This is a genomic window from Aporhodopirellula sallentina SM41 (genome assembly GCF_000346505.1).
GTDB classification, from domain to species: Bacteria; Planctomycetota; Planctomycetia; order Pirellulales; family Pirellulaceae; genus Rhodopirellula; species Rhodopirellula sallentina.
In genome coordinates, this window is the sequence record NZ_ANOH01000060.1 from 1 (window position 1) to 20790 (window position 20790).

The window sequence follows — 20790 nt, forward strand, 5'->3', positions numbered from 1 at the left end:
TTGTGCGTTGTAGTCGGTCTTGCTGCTGTTTGTCGTGAAGTAACCGACATCGCGCAGGTAGACCGGAAACATCTCAACACCCTCAGGCATCGGGGCGAGTCGACTGCGTCGATGATACTGCGTTCCAATCCGTGGACCGTAGCAACCCGTGATGAGCGTCGTTCGCGCGGTCGAGCAAACCGGGGCATTCGAAAACGCGCGGTCGAATGTGATGCCATGTTTGGCCATCGACTCAATCGCGGGAGTCGAGACACCATGGATGTCAAAGTGTTTGAGATAGTGTTTGGAGTTGTCTTCCGACATAATCCATACGATGTTCGGACGTGGCGACTCCGCCTGAATCGGCGTGACAATCGCCCCCACGAATAACAACGCGCCCGCTATCGAGATCCGAGCGGACATCGATTCGGTCAACACCGAGAGAGTTCTGTTGAAAGACAAAATTGTCACCGCAATAGGTTGTGAGGAAGGGTATGCGAGGAAGGATCGAGGTGTCTTCCGCAACATCACGCCATATCAGGGGAAGGTAGGATGGCGTGGCGCGGCCCTCAGAGGCGACAGTCTACGACGCCGCGAAGTCTCAGAAAACGCAGGGGGCATCATTTTGTCAACAATCCGCAAAGATTGTCGTTCCGCGTTTTCGGAGGTGTGATCGGCCCTGTTTTGACGGGACGCGGACGGTGGTTGATGTTGCGGCGTTCCCGTTCGATGTGGGCTTGCGTAAATTCGGTCAAACTGAAAGTTTAGGCGACGGCGGAAGCGATCGATCGCTGGTCAGCCAATTCTCGCTCGACGAATCCTGTTATCTCCATGTCATCGAATTCGCCTACAACGCAGGGTAGCGCCGACTCCTCTTCGGCAATCCCGCAAAACACGTCCCGCCCCGCATTCCACCCATCACGCATCCTGCTGTTTGGTTGCCTGGCGATCATCGGTGCTGCGGTTGACCTGTGGTCGAAAGCCGCTGTTTTCAATTGGCGAGGCCTGCCCGGCCAACGTGATGTCTATTGGGTCATCGAAGGCTATTTCGGAATCGAAACGGCCGTCAACATCGGAGCGGTGTTTGGAATCGGCGCGGGCAAAGGGCTCATATTTGCTGCCATTTCCGTGGTCGCGTTAATTGCCATCCTGATATGGTTGTTTTGGTTCGGTGCTGCCGAGTCGGCCTGGCTGACTTTTGCACTCGGGTGCATCACCGGTGGCATTATTGGGAACCTGTACGACCGAATGGGCATGTGGTGGCAACCCGACTATCCCGAGGCGTGGAGCAGCGGGGTGCGGGATTGGATTTTGTGGCAGGCATCGGATCAATGGAAGTGGCCGAACTTCAACATCGCAGACTCGTTGTTGGTAACCGGAGCGATCATGCTGTTTGTCCAGTCGGTGTTCTTCCCGCCGGCGAGCATGCTGCCCGCCTCGACCGCAGATGATTCGAAACAAGGAAGCAGCAACGAAGATTAACGAATCGCGTCCGCCATCTCAGACCGCCGTCCCTCCGCTCGCTCAATCCGCCTCACGTTTCGCCAGCAGGCTCGTGCGGATGCGTGTGTTATGCCTCCTCGTCGGTTGTCTGTGTTTTCTGCCGATGGTGTATTACCAATCGGGGCTGACGATGAATCGTTCACTCGCGGCGATGTTCGCCGATGATGACGAGGCCCTGCTCGACTACCAACATCTCCAGTCAACATTCGGCGGCAACCTAGTTGTCATGCTGGTCTACGACGACGACCGGTTGATGACCGCCGAGGGACTCCATCGCAACCGCCAATGGACCGAACAGGTCGAATCCACCGAGGGCGTGGAAGGCGTCTTGTCGGTCGCCAAACTGGTAGACGCGTTTCGATACCTTCGTCCAGAATTCTCCTTGCCGTTTGCGGGATCGTCGACGGACAAACCGATCGCGTTGTTTCAACCTGACGATAACATCGCCGAGCAGTTCCGCGATCTCTTCGCCGGTTACACACACAGCAACGACGAAACGACCGCCGCCATCGTCATCATGCTGCAACAACCGACCGATGAGAACGAAAGCACAGTCGCGAGCACAGTCACAAGCACAACCGACGTGAGTCAAACCGTCACCCGACTGCGCCGCATCGCAGATGAAATGCCGCCGTCCCGTCGAGCAATGTTGGTAGGGGAACCGGTCTTACTTGAAGACGCATTCGACCTAATCCTTTCCGACGGACGACGACTCGCCATCGGAACGATCGGCCTACTTTGCGTGGTCATACTGCTAACGCTCCGAGACGCTCGCGTGGTCATCCTCGCGGCGGCGTGCATCGTTTGGTCAACGGTCGCGACTCGTTCCATCATGGTCTTCTGGGGTATCGAACTGTCACTCGTTTCGGCGATCTTGCTCGCATTGGTAGCCGTGGTCGTGGTGGCCGCGATCATGCACCTGGCGGTTCGATGCCATCAAACCGGATCGACTATCACCGCAGCGATCGCCGCACTCGCGATCCCCATCACGTGCACCTGTTTGACTGACGCGGCGGGCTTTGCCGCACTCATGGTTTCGGAAGTCCGACCGGTGATTGAATTCGGTTTCATGACCGCAACCGCAGCATGCTGCGTGTTGGTGTCATTGGCGTTGTTCTCGCCGATGGTGATGAGTTTGCCTGAAAAGCATCTGTGCTTTGCACGAACGAATGGGGACGACCACGGCACCACGTCACCGTTGCTCAGACGTTTGGCAATGCGGAGCGTCAAACACCACTTCGGATTGGGCGTGACAGCCCTCGTGTTCCTATTGGTGACGCTCGGCTATGTCATGCGATTGGAAACCAACTCCAGCTTCCTCGACAACTTTCGACGCGACAGCTCTATCGTACAAAGCTACGCGCGTGTCGAAGAACGGCTCGGCGGGGCAGGTGTTTGGGATGTCGTCCTGCCCGCACCCTCGACAATCACACCGACCTACTTTGAACGTGTTCGTGAACTAGAAGACCAACTTCGCAAGATCGAATTAAAGGTGGACGGTGAACAAAACGCAAATGATTCCACCACGGATCCATCCAACGTACGGCTGAGCAAAGTACTCAGCCTCGCAGACGCGGACGAAGTCGCTCGGCAAGTAACGATGCTTTCATTCGTCACACCTGACGTACGCCTGGCAGGCATGCGTGCGGCGATACCGACCTTTGCCGAAGCGCTGTTGACGTTTCCCGATACAGTCGAGCAGCAGGCAGACGCGCCTTCGGATTCCCTTGAGATGACACGTAGCCTTCGCATCATGCTGCGCAGCAACGAGTCGTTGTCGGGCAAAGCGAAAGCAGCCCTAATGAGCCGAGTACGAGACACCGTGCAGGAATGGTCCGCAGGAATAGATCATCAATTCGGTGATAACGAACCGGCAGCCGACCGCAGGATTGTTACCGGTTACTCAGTGCTGATGTCCCGGTTAGTCGCGAGCCTGATCCGCGACCAATGGAAAGCATTGGGGGTCGCTCTCGTTGTGGTCGGTTTGCTGATCTGGGGTGCGACCTATCGGTTCTCACTGACGGTCGCGGCCCTGATCGTCAACACACTCCCCATACTGATTGTGCTTTCGGCAATGGGAATTTTTGGCGGACAGCTCGATTTAGGGTCAGCCACCATTGGCGCGGTCTCGATCGGATTGTCGATCGATGGTTCGATTCATTTCTTGAGCGGCTACCAACGACGAAAGGTGGCCGGCTATTCAACGTCACACGCCGCCGTTGAGTCGGCCGCTGACCTTGGAGCACCGATCTTGCTGGCGAGCGCAGCATTGGTGATCGGCTTTGCCGTCTTGGTGACCAGCCCGTTTGTACCGACGGCGACGTTCGGGCTGCTCGTCGCCGCGACGTTGGCAATCTCCGCGGCGGCCAACCTGACACTGTTGCCGGCTTTGGTGGTTTGGTTCGAAAGACGACAAGAAAACGCAACTCAGAGTCTGCCGGAGAACGGATCAACCGACCCGCAATAAACGCGGTTGATACGGGACAGAGGAAGCGAACGCTGTTGGGAGGATGATTCGCCGGAGAGTTCGTTACTGTCGCCTAGCGATCAATGAACCTTGGACTCGATCAATTGATCGAGGTAGCGCCGAGTATGATCGAGCACCATCTCGTACTCGAGCGGCTCGACATCTTCGCCGATCACTTCCGCTTCGATCGGACCTTGATAGCCATGTTCGAGAAGCGTGTGGACGATCTCGTTGATCGGCACACAACCTTCGCCGAGCAGACACCGGTTCATTTCACCAAGAGGGCTGTGACGCCCATCACCGAGTTGCAGCAGATGAACGTGATCGCAGACGTGGGGCAACCACTGCAAAACGTCATCGTCCATCCCGACGTGATACGTATCTAGCACCAACCCTAAGTTGGGACTGCCGACCATCTCGATGATCTGCATCGTCGACTCGAGGTCGTTGACGAAAGACCATTCGTGACCGCACCCGGGATGAAACGGCTCCAACGCGATCCGAACACCGAATTCTTCTGCAAAGACAGAGATTTTTGCGAGAGCTTCGCACAACGTACGACGTGCATGTCGTCGAATGTGATTGTTCCTACCACCGGCAAGTACAACGAGCGTATCAGCACGCAGATTGGCCGCATCCGTCACGGCCGTCATCGCATCGCGAATCGCATCGACGAAACCTCGACCATCGCTGCCGGTAAAACCACCCGCCCAACTGAGCGAAGTGACGGACAATTCCACGTCCGCGAGCAGTTCGATGCAGCGTTCGATGCCGAAGTCATCGAGTTTCGGACGAAACAGGCCAATGCCTGCAAAACCGTGTGCCGCGTACGCCTGCGCGTCCTCTTCCAAATCCCACCGAAACGTCGACAACTGATTGACCGCAAGGGTGTTCATTATCAATTCGATTGACAGGGAAAGGAACGACGACCGAAACACCGCCGCGACAAAAAAAGCCGCTCCGATCCGAGCGGCAGTCGTTTGGCGGTGCAATGGTTGGGAGTATGCCGAGAAGTTCGTCGTGTGTAAAGATTTGTTTTCGAAGTCTCCAATTCGTCAATTCCGTAATTTGCTGCGTTGACGCTCGGCAAACGTTGAGTGAAACTAGCAATTCCGCTGTCGAAATCGGCCTGGCGATTCGGACGTTCGCCAAACGTTCGATGCCCCCGCGACGGACTGTTGAATATCAACCGTTCCGTTTCAGGCGACGAGTGCCCTTCGCGTTAGAGCGTTTCCGAGACGAAACGTTTCACCACGAGGAGACCGCCTGAAACACCGAAGCGCACCAACCGATTTCGATCGCAGGCACTGCTCGCAATTCCAACTCCAGGCATGCATTTCGCAATCGCCGCTTCTCCCTTCGATAAGTTGCATGACAACATTGGACAAACAACGCCGTAAAAAATTACAAGCCGTCGTCGACAAGGACTACTCCTATCGTTCGTACTATGATGACGACGTCGAAGTGCGTGCGACCGGCAAATGCGGCTATGGGGTTTACGCCGTCCGTCAGTTCCTCCCGGGCGAGTTGGTCATGGAAGTCACCGGCCAATTGATCAGCAAGAAGGAGTACGAGGGCAGCGAGTACGTGATGGATCTCGATACCAAGTGGTATCTCGAACCCAGCACGCCCGGTGCGTTCATGAACCACTCCTGCAGCCCCAACTGTGAACTGGTCCAGTTGACGAAAACCTCACTCGGCGTTGTCGCAATCTGCAATATCGAAGCCGACACGCAGTTGACATTTGACTACGCATGGGAAGCGTTTGACTGGAACCCTAAATGCCAGTGCGGGTCGCGGAACTGCCGCGGGTGGGTCGTTGCCGAAGACGAAGTCAAAAAGATGAAGCGACTGGCCAAGAACCGAAAAAAGAAGCCTCGTTGAGGCCCTACCGGATGGAAAGTAGACGCGGCGGAGTTAACCTGGGGGCTCTAGGACGCCCATTCCGATTCCGCATCACCAACCGCCCGTGTCGCTGATCTACCTCGACTTCAACCGAACGACTCCCGTGGCTCCCTCGGTCATCGAGTCGATGCAGTCCTTCTGGTCCACGCACTTCATGCTGCCTTCGCAGTCCCATGTGCATGCCTCGGCGGTCAGCGAAGCGATCGAAACGGCCCGCGAGGGCGTGTCGATGCTGCTCGGCTGCGACCCGTTCGAAGTCGTCTTTACCAGCGGCGGAACGGAAGCAAACAACCTCGGCGTCCTCGGCGCCGCGATGCTCTGCCACGCCGGAGGCGAACCGCACGAACTGGTCCCCTCCTACCCGTGCAATCGAGACGTCCCACCGCCGCACGCGTTGGTCGCCGAGATCGAAGACGACGCGGTGATCTGCGCCGCCAAACACCTGCAACATCTCGGGTGGAAGGTCGATTTCGTCCCCTGCGACTCCCAGGGCGTCGTTTCGGTAGAAGACTTCGAATCGCGTTTTGAACTCACCACGCGATTGGTCTGTTTGCAATTGGCCAATCCGATCCTGGGCACGATTCAACCGATCCGTGAACTGGCTGACCGGTGTCACAACCATGGGATCCGTGTCCACTGTGACGCCACCGCCGCGGTCGGCCGCCTGCCGATGGATGTCAATCAGTTGCGAGTCGACACGCTCGCATTGTCGGCACACAAGTTCTACGGCCCCAAAGGCTGCGGCGCGCTGTTCGTACGCCGCGGTTTGGACCTGCACCCGATCTCCTACGGCGAATCACGAGAGATGGGTCTGCGAGCGGGCAGCGAAAACGTCCCCGGCATTGTCGGCCTCGGCGCCGCCGCGTCGTTGACCGCACGGTGCGTCGACGAAGCCCAGGCTACGCTGGAGGAACTCTGCGACCGCCTCGTTACTGGCCTGCGTTCGACGCTCGATGGACAGATCACGGTGCTGTCCGAAAACGCGAACCGGTTGCCCAACACGGTCACCGTGGAAATGGGCTGTGAGGCGAGACGCATTCAAAAGGCAGCCCGGCAACTCGTTGTCGCCCGGGCGATGTCAGAAAGCCCGCCGGATGAGTTCACCCGGGTGCTCCGGTCGATCGGACGAACCGACAGGCAAATCGGAAGAACGCTGCGTTTCTCGGTCGGATGGACCACCAGCCGCGAACAAATCGATCGAGCGGTCGACTTGATCGCGGAAGCCTGCGAGTGTGCGTCTCCCTGAGCCCTTACTCGCACCAGGCCCACCACTCCCACCAGGCCCCGCCCGTCACCTTCCGGCCAGGAACTTCCGCTCGAGACCCCAGGCAGTCGGAACTGCCGTCTATTTTGACGACTCTTCGGGATACTCGACAATGATGTTGCTGTTGAGCCCACCGCGAGGTGTCCAACGGCTCTCGACTTTGACGCGTCGAGGCTGGACGACGGCGACAAAGTCGTCGAGAATCCGATTCGTGACGGCCTCGTAGAAGATCCCTTCGTTACGAAACCGCTGGAGATACATTTTCAGGCTCTTCAGCTCCACACAGATTTTGTCTGGAACGTAGGTGAAAACAATCGTGCCGTAATCGGGCTGGCCTGTCTTCGGGCATACCGACGTAAATTCGGGGCAGTGATGCTCGATCGTAAAATTGCGTTGCGGGGCCGGATTGTCGAAGACTTCGAGAATATCTCGGAACTCAGAAGGGTTAGAATTCACTAGATTGATGGTCAAACGGGTCGAAAGATTGAAAGAACGAGAACACGCCGTGCCCGCGTTGTTGTACCCGGACATATCGCTGCGAAAAGGGGCCACGGCTTGTGCCGACAACGGCGCCGGCCCGCACCACGTTAGCGAACCGTCGACCCCCACGCCCCGTTCCGCCTCCCCCGCCACGCAAAACCGACGACTGCGGATCGCCGAAACGTTCACGAGCCTTCAAGGTGAGGGACGTCTGACCGGTGTGCCGAGCTTCTTCATCCGTACCAGCGGCTGCAACCTGCGATGTTGGTTCTGCGACACGCCCTACGCGTCGTGGAATCCCGAGGGCGATCGCCTGTCGATCGAGTCTCTGGTCAACGCCGCGGTCGAATCATCCATTTCACCGGACGCCGCGGCCCTCCCCACGGACGGGTCGATCGACGACCCCGATTCCGCACACGCGACCGGTCCAGCCAATGCCCCAATCGCGGTCCGGCACGTCGTACTGACCGGGGGCGAACCTCTCGTCGCAGCCGGGTTCCCGGAACTGGCTGCCGCTCTGCGCGAGGCGGGAATGCACGTGACGGTCGAAACCGCCGGCACGGTCGACGTTGATTTCCCCTGCAACCTGCTTTCGCTGAGCCCCAAACTGCGAGCCAGCCGGCCCGATCCGGAGGCTCACCCGAAATGGTCACGGCGACACGAGGAACGCCGCATGCCGGTGGCGACCATGCGATCACTGATCGAGCGTTCGCCGGCGGTCCAGGTCAAATTTGTTGTCGACTCCCCTGAAGAGTTTGGCGAGATCGAAGAAGTCGTCACGGACCTGCGGATCGATGCCGCGGACGTTTGGATCATGCCCCAAGGCGTCAGCGTCGAACAACTCGACGATGCCGCCAAATGGCTGACTCCTTGGGCGAGCCAACAGGGCTATCAGTATTGCGACCGAATGCAAATTCGCTGGTACGGCAATCGACGTGGGACATGATGATGCCTTCGCAGCCCCCCGAGGCGGAAACCCCCGCTCGCAGCCCCGAACCTGAACCAATCCTGGCCGAAGCAATTCCCTGCGAGCCATCAATGGATTCCTGCGACGCGCCGTCGGAGCCCTGCGAGGCATCAATGGATCATTGCGACGCACCGTCGGCCGAGGGCGTGTCGCCCGACAACGGCGCCGCCTTGAACCGAGGTTTTCTACGGCCGCGTTTGCTGGCCTTCGTGGTGATCATCGGTCTTGTCACGCCGCTGTTGGTCGCACGCACCCTATCTCCGTCCACGCACGGCCTCGGCACGCACCAACAACTCGGCCTGCCGCCGTGTTCGATGCGTGTGCTGTTCGGCATCCGATGTCCGGCCTGTGGCATGACGACTTCCTGGAGTCACTGGACCCGTGGGGATTGGTGGGCGAGCCTGCGAACCAATGCGGGCGGAGCCTGTCTAGCGTTCGTAGCCGTGGGGATCGTCGCGATCGCCGCCAAAGTGCTTTGGACCGGACGCGTGCCGGAGTACCCGACCACTTACCGCATCGGATGGGCGATCGTCGCCGTTGGCGGGATCACCGTCATCGACTGGTTCGTGCGGCTGAGCCAGTAGACGGTCGTCGGATCCCGCCCCATTGCGGCGTCTCAGTGCCGCGATATTCCTGGGAAACATCGCAGGAGTGGTGAAAACTCGACAAAAAATAGAGTCTTTCCCCCCTACACCGAACCCGTCCAAACGTGTGACAATACTGCGGATCCCGACATCCGGTGCGGTACCGTGGCCGATTGTGGCTGCGGTTTTTCCCGAAACACCTCTTTGTTTGACTCTCGAGTCCCAACCCAACCTGCCATGAGCGACCAATTCGATCCCGATATGCCGAACATCGATGCTCCGGCAATCGGTTCCCCAACAACCGACCCGGTGCCTCATCCTTTCGAGGTGAAGTTCGCCTCGCGGGTCGATCGTTTGCCACCCTACATGTTTGGCCGGATCAACAACTCGCTGTATCAGAAACGCCGCGCCGGCGATGACGTGATCGACCTGGGCATGGGCAACCCGTCCGACCCGCCGGATCCTGTCGTCATTCAAAAACTGCACGACGCGTCGGCCGACCCCACCAACCACGGCTACAGCAAATCCAACGGGATCGCCAACCTGCGCCGTGAAGTGGCGAGCAAGTACTATCGCAAATACGGCGTGCGACTCGATCCGGAATCGGAAATCATTTCCTGCCTCGGCAGTAAAGAAGGTTTCTCCCACATGTGCTTGGCCCTGATGGGCCCCGGGGATACCGCGATCATTCCGTCGCCATACTTCCCCGTTCACATGTACGGCGTCATTCTGGCATCGGGCAACGTCGTCGCTCTGGACGTCGCCGACCCGGACAAATTCCTCAGCAACGTCGCGTACACCTGCGAGAACCTGACGCCGACGCCCAAGGTCCTGATCGTCAACTATCCCCACAACCCGTCGTCCGCCGTGATCGAGCCAGACTTCTTTATCGAAGTCGTGCGTTTGGCGAAGAAGTACGGGCTGCTGGTCATTCATGACTTTGCCTACGCCGACGTGGCCTTCGACGGATACGTCCCGCCGAGCTTCCTGGCCGCACCGGGAGCAAAGGATGTTGGTGTTGAGTTCACGACGATGAGCAAAGGCTACAACATGGCCGGATGGCGTGTCGGCTTCTGTGCGGGCAACTCCGAAATGGTTCGCGGCCTCGGCACGATCAAAGGCTACTACGACTACGGCATGTTCCAAGCGATCCAAATCGCCGCGATCGTCGCGCTTCGTGACACCGAAGCAAACGTGCTGCAGCAATCGGAAATCTACCAAAGCCGCCGCGACGTGTTGGTGAACGGTTTGCGACGGCTCGGATGGAAAGTCACTCCACCGAAAGCCGGCATGTTCGTTTGGGCCGAAGTCCCCGAGCCGTGGCGAAGCCAAATGAGCACGATGGACTTCGCGATGAAATTGCTCGAAGAAGGCAACGTCGCCGTCAGCCCCGGCAGCGGTTTTGGCGCCGCCGGTGAAGGCTACCTCCGCATGTCGCTCGTTGAAAACGAACACCGACTGCGTCAAGCCGTTCGCCACATCGGCAAATGCTTGTCAGCATCGAAGCCTACTTCCGAACCGATCGGAACCTAACACGACGGTCAACGCGAACAACGCCTTGTCGCTTTGGAGACGAACTGACAGGCGCGCTTGGGAACGCGGCCCCATACGCCGCGTTTCTCTTTGACTTCCTCTTCAGCTAACTTCACTAACATCGGGAAACGCAATGCGTTTGGGATTGGCACTGCGAGCATTCTGGAAAGCACTCTTCGATTCAGCCGCCGCCGAACGCATGGCGACCGCGCTCGACGGCGAAGGACAACCGCGTCTAGAAACCGCCGAAGCGCCGCCGAGCGAATCGAGCAAGAAAACGCAACCGATCCGCAAACTGGCACCGACGCAGAACCCCGCGATCACCTTGCTGGCAACGTTGCAACGCGACGCCCGTCTGGTCGATTTGATCCAAGAGGATCTCGATCAGTACCAAGACGCGCAGGTCGGCGCCGCGGCGCGGCCGTGTTTGAAACAATGCCGGCAATCTCTCGATCGCATTTTAAAGATTGAGAAACTCGTCGACGCCAAAGAGAATGAGAGCATCACCGTTCCCGCAGACGCCTCGGCCGCCCGTTATCGCTGGATCGGCGAATCCTCCGGCACCGAAGAAACGACCGGAAAAGTAGTCCACCCGGGATGGCAAGCGGTCTCAATTGAGTTGCCGCAGTGGAGCGGTGACGAAGACGACGCCAAGGTGATCGCGCCCGCTCAGGTCAGCGCGTCTTAAAGCGACCAGGCGAACCGACTATCGCGATAGGCGACGCCGCACATTGCCGGCGGGATATCGGCACCCGCCTCAAACAACGCTCGGCTACGTCCGCGGGTTTGCAACAAGAACCCGTTAGACTCGAACGTCGATATGTCCGTTCGAAAGTTGTTTCTGAACGTCGACAACTTCGCGGACCATCTGATTGATCGCGTCCCCGGTGGCTTCCTGCACGTCGAGTTGCTTGCCTAACAGCGCCGTATCGATCTTGGTCTGAGTCGCGTCCTGGCGAGCCTGCAGCACTTGTTGGACGGGGGCTGGGATAGCACTCATAATAACTGCCTCGCGGAGAAATCTCGCGGAGTAACCTCACACCGGCGAACGTCGTCGGGCTATCGCAACTCTTGCTCCCTTTTCGCCTTTTGATCCGGCGACCACTCAGCTTTTCCGATCCTCCAAACGAGTTTCTCCTCGTTCCGGACGATTGTGACGGTTGCAACGATATTCATGAGCGACCACGACTCACGCAGCGAACTCGACGATCTGTGCAACCGGTTTGAATCCGCCTGCCGCGACGGAGAACATCCCGCCATCGAGACCTACCTCCGGGAGATTACCAAGGGCGAAGAGAAAGGAGCGTTGGTCGAACTGCTGCTGATCGAACTGTGGTGGCGACAAAAAAACTCGCAGTTGCCAAATCCAAACCTCTATCGCGAGCGATTCCCAACTCACGTTGATGCCGTCGACACCGCCTATCGCGAACTGGCCGTTCGCACCCTGCCGCCCGAATCGAGACAAACCCAAGTCACTCGGAATCCGAACACCGTCAACGAAGACATATCGTTCGATGTCGATCCACCAATCCCGCTGTCGCTGAGAAAAGACGATCGGTTTGAATTCAAAGAAGAACTCGGCCACGGTGGCTTCGGCGTCGTTTGGCGTGCCTATGACACACAACTCCGCCGCACCGTCGCACTGAAAATCCCTCACGCCAAATACTTCAAAGGTTCCGCCCGCGAACGATTCACGCGTGAGTCGCAGGCCGCCGCGAGGCTCAGCCACGACGGAATCGTGTCGGTCTACGACATTTGCTTGATCGATGGCGACCTCCCGGTCATTGTTTCGCAGTTCATTGACGGCCCCAGTCTCGCGGAGGTCAAAAAGGAACAGCGCGTACTTTCTGGCATCGAAGCCGCCGCCGTCTGTGCCGATCTCGCCGACGCGCTCAGCCATGCACATGGGAAGGGCATCGTTCACCGCGACCTCAAACCAGGAAACATCCTGACCGACAGTGACGGCAAAGCGTACTTGACCGACTTTGGACTCGCCAAAGATATGCAAAACGAAGTCAACGTCACATCGGAAGGTGACGTCCTCGGCACAGCCGCCTACATGGCACCGGAACAAGCCGCGGGCCTCGGTCGGGAAGCCGATTCGCGATGCGACATCTATTCGCTCGGCGTCATTCTTTACGAGATGGTCACCGGAGAGCGACCGTTCCGAGGCACCGTGCAAATGCTGCTCCTGCAGGTGATGAACGATCCGCCACCGCCACCGCAGCGGCTCAACGCCTCGGTCGATCGGGACCTGCAAACGATCATTCTCAAATGCATGGAAAAGCAACCCGAATACCGATACCAAACCGCCGCCGATCTGCGTGACGACCTGCTGCGTTTTGTGAACTACGAACCCATCGCAGCTCGCCCTCCTACACCGATCGAACGGTTCATCAAATGGTATCCCTCGCACGCAACGGAAATGCTAGGCACGTACTTCATCGTCACGCCCATGACCTGGATTTTCTTCATCGCCGGTGACGCACTCGGCTCGACAGCATCCGATGGCTACCAACTCTCGTCTGCCGTATTCCTTCCGTGGGCGATTTTCTGGATCGCGGTCGGATGCATGATCCTAAAGAAAGGGTTTTGGTTTGAAGTAGCCAACGTGCCGTTACTCGTCGCATTCGCCAGCCTGCCTTTATGGCTCAACGACGACGCACAAGCGATCTCGCTCATCGCGTTGATCAGTTTCTTCGGATGGCTGCTGCAAATCGGAACGTTTTGGGCACGCCACACACGCCGCCGCAAACCGAACATAGGCAACTTCCGATCACGTCTCAGCGCGAGCGAAACCGGCTCGTCCTAGCCGCTTATTTCAGCTCCATTTTCCGGCAGTGGATCTTGTTAAAGACCCTCGTGCAGCAGGATCTTTGACAAGACCCACTACCGCCAACCCGAACACCAAACGGCATCGGAATCCCCAAGCATCTTCAAGAATGACGTAACCGATGTCGCCAGACTTCGGTGGCCTGAATTCAGGCGAATCCAGCTACAAGGGTCGGACACTTCAACCCCCAAAGCGCTCCCATGCAGCGGATGCTCGCGACACCAAGCCATCCAAACGACAACGTTATTTCGATTTGCGTCGCATGTGCGGCAGACGCCGCCCCTGTGTCGATGCGGTCGCGAGTTGCGTGCGTAGTTCATCGAGAGCGAGCGGGCTGACCGGGATCGTGATGAGGTCCTGAAGATCAATTTCGCTCACCAGATTACGTTTGCCGATCTTCTCGATTTCTTTGTCGAGAGCACTGAGCCATGGTGGCAAATCCAGCCCAACGCCGACCGGATTCTGCGACAACAACTCCGCTTCTTTTTCGAGCATTTCAAACGCGGCGCTGTGATCGCGGTTTGCCTCCGCGTCGGCCATCGCCGGGGCAATGAAGGCACGCATGCGATCGATCGTCATCGGCTGCACGAAACGTTCTTCCAGCCGGTCCGCCACCGTGGGCATCCGCATCGAATAACGCTTCTGCAAATCTCGCAATCGTTTAACGTAGAGATCGGCTTCGGTCGAGATCCGTTCATTCAAACTGTGTCGCCACGCCAACGCCGCCTCGTCGAGTCCCATGCGTACGAGGACTTGGTGCGTCCACATGATCGGCTTCAGATTCCACGCCACGCGTTCGTAGCGAGAACGCAATCGCAGGAAGTCCAAGAACGTGTAGATCATCTCGCCACGATCACTCTGCGTCGTCGTGCTGTTGTAGTCTTGATACTCCGCGTGATGGTCCATCAACGCTTCGAACACCAACGTCACACACTGAGCGGCCTCGTTGATGTCGATCCGTCCTTCAGTGATTGCCCGCATCAACTCGGTATCATCGAGCAGGTCGTCGCCGTCCTCGAGCGCCCGGCCGAGCCACCCCTCGACGCCTTGGTGCAAGACCGCACGAATATTGCTGAGCTGCAAAAACCCCTGTGTGAAAAGCGGGTCACCAAACGCTTTAATGAACTGAACCAATCGTTTCCACTTCGCACCGTCGCTAACCGATTCGAGTGGCGAAAGACGCAACGTTTGACTGTGCGCGAGCCAACTGCCCAGCATCACTTCGGTCAATTTTTCGAGCAAAGGAATCAGCGTCTGCGAAACCAAATGTTGGTCCGTCGCAGTCAACTGCCGCCCATCGGCGTCTGACTCCGCATGCGTTTCATTATCCGACCACGCCTTGGGCGAAGAAAGCGACGGCGAATCGAACGTCTCGGCATCGCCTCCCGCTCCATCCTCCACATCGCTGCCTGTCCCCTTTTCAGACGATTCAGCGGGCTTCTTTTGCGAGGTAAAATGCAGCACGGATTCGGAGAACGAACCGACCAACGAACGGTAACCGGCTCGATACAGTCCATCAAATTCGGTCACCGCTCCCGCACCGATCGGGTTGCGCTGTTCCATCTGCCGTGCCGTCTCGATCAGCCGGCATGTTTCGGTGATCAGCCCCCGCCGCGGCATCCAGTGAAGCAGATGGCGGAGCACTCGCTCACGAAGCCGAGCCACGTAGATCTTGACCGGGTCACCGCCTCGCGAGAGCGGAATGTACAACAAATTCCGTTGCAGAATCGACTCGACGAATCCAGGAAACGCAGCTCGCGCACGCTTGGAATCGCCAGCGATCAGAGCGGCAAACAGCTCAATCGCCCCGACGTCATCTTCGAGGAATTCTTCGCCAAGATCCTCCGACAACTCACCCTGCAACGCACACAACGCACTGCTGATCAAACGGCGGGCATCGGACATTTCGACGGCGGTCTCGATCACACGTTCCATCAAACCGTCACGCAATACGCGGCGACGGTCATACGTTCGCATCGACTCGTTGTCCGTGCCGGCAGGTTTGATCTTGTAGGCTCGCACGTCGCTGAGCAGTTTCAACAAACCGATTCGATTCTCGACCGCACGTCGCGCCCACGCCTGCAGCGATTCAATTTGCTGTTCACGCTGATCACGCAGCAGGCCTTCGGCGTCAACGCTACTGCTCGCCGCGCCCGCTTGGTCACTGTCGATCTGTTGGTGCGTGATCGCGACATCCGCCCCCACGGCCCACATGCGTGCGAGCGCTTGCAAAAAATCGAGACGATCGCCGAGACGTTTCACTTCCGTCTCGAGTTCGTCCACGCTTTCGGTTTCCCCCGACGTGTCGAAGATCGCTCCTTCGTTTCCGTCGTCGGTTGTGTCGCGGTAGATCATTCCTTCGTAGGCGGCGTCGAACAGCCCTTCGTCGGAATCCTCCTCCTCGTCGGATGGAAACAAGTCGTCAGTCGCGCTAGCGAGTTCCTGCTTCCAATCGTCGGCCGAGTGGCCCGTCACGGACGAGTCGCCGACCTCGAATTCAGGCGCCGACCAAAACGACTCCGCATTAGCCTCGAGATAATCGAAGAACTTATTGACCCGTGGCCACAACTCGGCAGGGACGTCTCGCATATGAGCCCGCAACTGCAGTAGCCATCGCTCGGCGAGCCGCGGCAACGAACTCGCGCCGCTACGCAGCCCCACCCGGTCCGCCTGCCCGAGCCAATGGATCAACAACGCCTGGGCCGGAACAAAGTCTTTGCGCTCGAGCAACGCGGAGATCACCAACATGTACGCCCGCGGTGAATCGAACAACTCGGCGTGTGGGGCCCAAAACGCGATGTCACCGTGACGCGCGCCGCCTCGATGCCAGAGCCGAAGAGCCTGGGCCACCAACCGAGCTGACTCATACGATTCCCATGGATCGGCCGCCTCGACCGACTCGACCGTATGGGCAGCGAATGTCCGCCACCACTGAGCAATTTCGCGGTACTGTTGATCCATACGATCGTACGCCGCCTCGTCATCTCGCGCCGCCGCTTCACTCCATACGCGAGCGATATAACCGAACAAACTCTCGATGATGAACAGCAACTCATCGAGCCGTGAGTCGTGGATCGTGTTCTCGATCCCGGGATACAAACTGAAGTTACCGGTGAAGCCCAGAATATCCCACGGATCCATCAACCCGCCGCATTCGATCGCCCGGCGAATCAGATCAAACGTCGCTTCGGGGACCTCGATCGCGGTCTCCAACTTTCCCGCCCGTAGGGCCCGCAAACCAAGCGTCATGCCGCAGTCGATCCGGCACATCAAACGAGCCGATGCCGCCGACACAACATCTGCCTGCTTTGCCGCCGAATCGGGGTATCCCATCCGGGCGTAGATCCGGGCGAGCTGCACGTGTTGCAACTGCACCGCGCGACTGCGTGCCAAGGAGGCATTGAGGTGCTGGCGGGCGGCACCGAACGGTTGATGACGCGTTTCCGACTCCGCCAAAAGTCGCTCGCCATGGGCACCGCCGATTTGCGAAATTCGCCAACGGTAAAACTCGTCGCGGTAGTTCGCGATCGGAACCATCAGCGAACGCAGCGTCACGTCACTTGAATAAGCCCCCGGCCCCCAACCCGACACACCCGATGCCATCAGCATCGTGCCCGCGAGAACCGATGCCGCCTCATCAAGTAGTTCCTCACGCGGCAAATCTGGCGTTTCCTCGAGGCGTTTGAGCAGCGAATCCAACGTAACACTACGAAGGATGAATCGGTCGTAGCGTCCGTCGCTATCGATCGACCGCTCGTCCCAACCACCAAAGTGATAATTCGGCCGACGGTTCACCGGATGGTCAAAGTCATACGCCCTCGGATCCAAGCAAAGCTCGCGGATTTGATTGGGGTCCATTGCGGCGGCACGCAGGATGTCCTCCGGCGCCTCGGTGATCGCTTTGAGGGCACGACGAATCAACTCGCGATACGGCCCCGCCGAGATCCCCGCGTCGTGAATCATCACCGGAATCGGACGGACAAACTCATGCGCGTAGGGTTGGCACGTTCGGTTCTCGAGAACCGCCACCGGCCGATAGCCGACATAGTCATTGAGCTGCGTGATCACACGATCAACGAGAGCGTTCTCATCATCGATCGAAGACCGGTCCCCGAGATGCTCGAGGATGGCCTCCGCACACCGGGCCAAAAAGAAACCGTTGAAAATCACCTCCGGTTCGAGATGAAACAACAGGTCCCGGTGAAAGTCCAAATACGCCGGAAGGAACTTGGACCACAACAACCGAATCACGGTGCGTGGACGCGCGACGTCCGCAAACGCCGAGGACTCGCCCGAAAGTTTCTCTGTCGTTTCTTCCAACCAGTGGCGAATGATCAGAAACGGTGGCGGCCCCGACAGCACATCGCCCCCGGCGGCCTCGTCGTGTACCCGATTCCACGCTTTCAGAATTGCCGGCGCGGCGGAGCCCGACGAGAACGTCAGATAACCGAGAAGGCTCTGCAGTGCTTCTCGCCCTTCCTCGGACGGGCCTTCGAGAGCGGCCCGCCATGAGGCTTCGAAATCTCCACCCGCTAGGATGCCACGCAGCGCAGAACCGGTTCGCTTCTCAGCCCCCAATTCCCCACGGCGAGGCGAGTCCTGCGGACGTTCGCTATGAGGATTGGAGGACATGATTCAACTAACACCCGATGAGCCACTAGAGAGAGATCCGAGGAGCAAGAAAAAGGTAACCGCTCCGATGAGGTTCAGCGGTCGGCTTAGCCGCGTTTCCGCTTGACCGATTTCTTGACACCTTTTTTCGAAGTCTTCTTAGCGGCCTTTTTGACGCTCTTCTTGACCGACTTCTTCGTCGCTTTCTTCGCGGACTTCTTCACTGATTTCTTGACCGACTTCTTCGCCGATTTTTTGACGGCTTTCTTCGCCGGCTTGGCGGTCGCACGCTTGGAGACCTTTGCAGACTTGGCCGTCTTTTTGGTCGACTTCTTAGCGGCCTTCTTCACCGATTTCTTGGAAGCCTTTTTCGTGGCTTTCTTGGATTGCTTCTTGAATTTTTTGGCAGCTCCGCCACCAAAGGCAGCCTCCCAACCGTCGTTGTACTTTTCGTTGGGGCCGACTCGCAGGATCGTCATCGTGTCGATTACCTTGGGTTCTGTGATCAGAGAATGAAATCAAATGCGACGCAACCACGGAGGCGCGTCGGCATGCACCCCCATGTTTTATCGCATTTGAATTATTTAACGAGGGGCTCTGAACGATCAAACCCCATTGGCACTCGCCATGGGACGATTGGTCGGGCCCTCATCGCTACATTTCGGTCACGGCGACCGAACGAACCGAGCCGCTTCGATCACCACCACCTTGCAAATCATGCAGGTCCGGTTCCCAACGGACGAATCCGAATCGGCCGGTATCAACCGGCCCTGCGTGCGACATCCTTTCTCAAAATGCTCTAGCCGGCGTGGATGCTTTTGTACCGCGTGCGAGGCGAATCGTCGTCGGCATCTTCACCCATCCGTTCGCGACGGTTGCGTTCGTAGGTGTCAAAGTTTCCTTCACACCACACGACTTTGCCGTCACCTTCAAACGCCAAAATGTGCGTTGCCAAACGATCGAGGAACCAACGGTCGTGCGAGGTCACAACGACACACCCGGCAAAACTCGCGATCGCTTCCTCGAGCGCTCGGAGCGTGTCGACATCGAGGTCATTGGTCGGTTCGTCGAGCAACAGCACGTTGCATCCCTTCCGCAGCAGCGACGCCAAGTGCACCCGGTTACGTTCCCCACCGGAAAGGATCCCCACCTTTTTCTCTTGGTCAGGGCCTTTGAAATTGAAACGCGACACATAGGAACGGGCATGGATTTCTCGTCCGCCCATCTCGATCATGTCGTGCCCCCCACTGATTTCCTGGTAGATCGTCTTGTTCGGATCGAGCTTGTCGCGAGACTGATCGACGTATCCCAAATCAACGGTCTCACCGACTTTGATCTTTCCTGAATCGACAGGCTCTTGCCCGGTCAACATTTTGAACAAAGTCGTTTTGCCGGCACCGTTGGGACCGATGATCCCAACGATCCCACCCGGTGGCAGACGGAACGACATGTCCTTCATCAACGTCTTGTCGCCGAATGCTTTGTTGACTTTCTCGGCTTCGATCACGAGCGAACCGAGGTGTTTACCCGATGGGATTTGAATCTCCAATTCGTCGGGGCGGTCCTCGAAAGTCTCCGCTGACATTTCTTCGTATGACTTGATCCGCGCCTTCGATTTCGCTTGGCGAGCCTTCGGGCTCATGCGAATCCACTCGAGTTCGCGAGCGAGGTTCTTCTCGCGTGCCTTCTGCTGGCGTTCTTCCAGTGCCATCCGTTTAGCGCGGGCCTCCAACCATGCGGTGTAGTTGCCTTCGAACGGAATACCGCGACCGCGATCCACTTCGAGAATCCACTGGGCGACGTTGTCGAGGAAGTATCGATCGTGCGTCACCGCGACAACGGTCCCCGGGTAGTTCGCCAAGTGTTGCTCGAGCCACGAAACGCTCTCGGCATCGAGGTGGTTGGTCGGTTCGTCGAGCAACAACAGATCGGGTTGCCGGATCAACAACTGACACAAGGCGACACGGCGTTTCTCACCACCGGACAGGTTGGTAATCGCCGAGTCACCCGGCGGCAGATTCATCACCGCCATCGACATCTCAACGAACCGATCCAATTCCCAAAGGTTGTTCGCATCGATGACATCTTGGAGGACCGCCATCTCGTCGCAGAGCTTGGTCATTTCCTCGTCATCGGTGACTTCGCCGAGCAGACCACTGATCTCGTTGAACCGGTCGATCACCTTCTGGCGTTCGGCGACGGCGACTTGGACGTTTTCGAAAACGGTCTTAGTCGGGTCGAGCGGCGGCTCTTGTTCGAGATAGCCAACGGTGAAGCCTTTACCCAAACGGGCGGTACCTTCGAACTCGGTATCGGCCCCGGCCATGATCTTCAACAATGTCGATTTCCCGGCCCCGTTGGGTCCGAGAACGCCGATTTTGGCACCTGGGTAGAAAGCGAGATTGACGTTCTCGAGTACCTTTTTCTGACCGTGCTTCTTCGTCAGGTCAATGATTTGGTAGATGAATTGTCCGGCCATAGGAAATTTTCAATGGTCTGAAGGAGAGATGCAGGAAAGCGTCTTCGCTCGCGATTTTATGCGAAGACCTCATTTGCCTCGATTGCAAATTTGCCTCGATTACAAATGAGAATTTGATTCAAAGAGAAATAGTCAATTCGCAGAGCGAGCCACTCGCCCGGCCGCCGGGTCGAACCTTCCCGTTG

The 20790-nt window shown here is 57.9% G+C and carries 16 protein-coding genes; 9 read left to right on the plus strand and 7 right to left on the minus strand.

Translation table 11 applies throughout. The features are described from left to right. The coding region (locus RSSM_RS03185) for a sulfatase-like hydrolase/transferase (RefSeq protein ID WP_144059535.1) at nucleotides 1-402 on the minus strand (402 nt) is incomplete at its 3' end. 408 nt (nucleotides 403-810) lie between these two features. Here RSSM_RS03185 and RSSM_RS03190 point away from each other — a divergent pair. Together RSSM_RS03190 and RSSM_RS03195 are read left to right on the plus strand one after the other, a co-directional pair. Beyond that, nucleotides 811-1461: a signal peptidase II gene (locus RSSM_RS03190; RefSeq protein WP_008674406.1), complete on the plus strand. Its 651-nt coding sequence runs from the start codon at nucleotides 811-813 to the stop codon at nucleotides 1459-1461. Beyond that, nucleotides 1427-3949 (plus strand): efflux RND transporter permease subunit, encoded by a 2523-nt coding sequence (locus tag RSSM_RS03195; protein WP_236620906.1) that lies wholly within the window; start codon nucleotides 1427-1429, stop codon nucleotides 3947-3949. Before RSSM_RS03190 ends, RSSM_RS03195 begins: the two co-directional genes overlap by 35 nt. Nucleotides 3950-4029: 80 nt before the next feature. Here RSSM_RS03195 and RSSM_RS03200 read toward each other — a convergent pair whose 3' ends face one another. Next, nucleotides 4030-4845, minus strand: coding sequence for a sugar phosphate isomerase/epimerase family protein (locus RSSM_RS03200; protein WP_044300844.1), 816 nt, complete (start codon nucleotides 4843-4845; stop codon nucleotides 4030-4032). Between the two features lie 475 nt (nucleotides 4846-5320). Between RSSM_RS03200 and RSSM_RS03210 the strand changes: the two genes are divergently transcribed. Further along, nucleotides 5321-5833, plus strand: coding sequence for an SET domain-containing protein (locus RSSM_RS03210; RefSeq protein WP_008674414.1), 513 nt, complete (start codon nucleotides 5321-5323; stop codon nucleotides 5831-5833). An 85-nt stretch (nucleotides 5834-5918) separates the two neighbouring features. After that, the gene (locus RSSM_RS03215) at nucleotides 5919-7100 is read left to right on the plus strand and encodes a cysteine desulfurase family protein (protein ID WP_008674416.1); all 1182 of its coding nucleotides are present in this window, start codon (nucleotides 5919-5921) and stop codon (nucleotides 7098-7100) included. 99 nt (nucleotides 7101-7199) lie between these two features. On the opposite strand, the gene queF is transcribed toward RSSM_RS03215, so the two are convergent. Then, nucleotides 7200-7574 (minus strand): preQ(1) synthase, encoded by a 375-nt coding sequence (queF, locus tag RSSM_RS03220; RefSeq protein WP_008674418.1) that lies wholly within the window; start codon nucleotides 7572-7574, stop codon nucleotides 7200-7202. A gap of 28 nt (nucleotides 7575-7602) precedes the next feature. Between queF and RSSM_RS03225 the strand changes: the two genes are divergently transcribed. From RSSM_RS03225 to RSSM_RS03240, 4 genes are all read left to right on the plus strand, one after another. Then, a complete protein-coding gene (locus RSSM_RS03225) occupies nucleotides 7603-8544 on the plus strand; it encodes a 7-carboxy-7-deazaguanine synthase QueE (protein WP_236620907.1) in 942 nt (313 codons plus the stop codon). A gap of 134 nt (nucleotides 8545-8678) precedes the next feature. Further along, entirely contained in the window at nucleotides 8679-9149 is a 471-nt protein-coding gene (locus RSSM_RS32250) for a DUF2752 domain-containing protein (RefSeq protein WP_008674421.1), read from the plus strand. 237 nt (nucleotides 9150-9386) lie between these two features. Beyond that, nucleotides 9387-10682, plus strand: coding sequence for an aminotransferase class I/II-fold pyridoxal phosphate-dependent enzyme (locus RSSM_RS03235; protein WP_008674423.1), 1296 nt, complete (start codon nucleotides 9387-9389; stop codon nucleotides 10680-10682). A gap of 133 nt (nucleotides 10683-10815) precedes the next feature. Further along, a complete protein-coding gene (locus RSSM_RS03240) occupies nucleotides 10816-11370 on the plus strand; it encodes a DUF2760 domain-containing protein (protein ID WP_008674424.1) in 555 nt (184 codons plus the stop codon). Between the two features lie 114 nt (nucleotides 11371-11484). On the opposite strand, the gene RSSM_RS03245 is transcribed toward RSSM_RS03240, so the two are convergent. After that, a complete protein-coding gene (locus RSSM_RS03245; protein ID WP_044300849.1) occupies nucleotides 11485-11682 on the minus strand; it encodes a hypothetical protein in 198 nt (65 codons plus the stop codon). Nucleotides 11683-11856: 174 nt separating this feature from the next. Here RSSM_RS03245 and RSSM_RS03250 point away from each other — a divergent pair, with 174 nt between their 5' ends. After that, entirely contained in the window at nucleotides 11857-13494 is a 1638-nt protein-coding gene (locus tag RSSM_RS03250) for a serine/threonine-protein kinase (RefSeq protein ID WP_008674427.1), read from the plus strand. Between the two features lie 264 nt (nucleotides 13495-13758). Here the strand turns inward: RSSM_RS03250 and RSSM_RS03255 are convergent, their stop codons facing one another. From RSSM_RS03255 to ettA, 3 genes are all read right to left on the minus strand, one after another. Further along, nucleotides 13759-18147 carry a hypothetical protein gene (locus RSSM_RS03255; protein WP_008674429.1) on the minus strand — a complete coding sequence of 1463 codons (4389 nt, stop codon included), beginning with the start codon at nucleotides 18145-18147 and terminating at the stop codon, nucleotides 13759-13761. A gap of 86 nt (nucleotides 18148-18233) precedes the next feature. Further along, nucleotides 18234-18605 carry a hypothetical protein gene (locus RSSM_RS03260; RefSeq protein ID WP_008674431.1) on the minus strand — a complete coding sequence of 124 codons (372 nt, stop codon included), beginning with the start codon at nucleotides 18603-18605 and terminating at the stop codon, nucleotides 18234-18236. 320 nt (nucleotides 18606-18925) lie between these two features. Next, complete coding sequence (gene ettA, locus RSSM_RS03265; RefSeq protein ID WP_008674434.1) at nucleotides 18926-20605, minus strand: energy-dependent translational throttle protein EttA; 1680 nt, start codon at nucleotides 20603-20605, stop codon at nucleotides 18926-18928. Nucleotides 20606-20790: the final 185 nt, after the last annotated feature.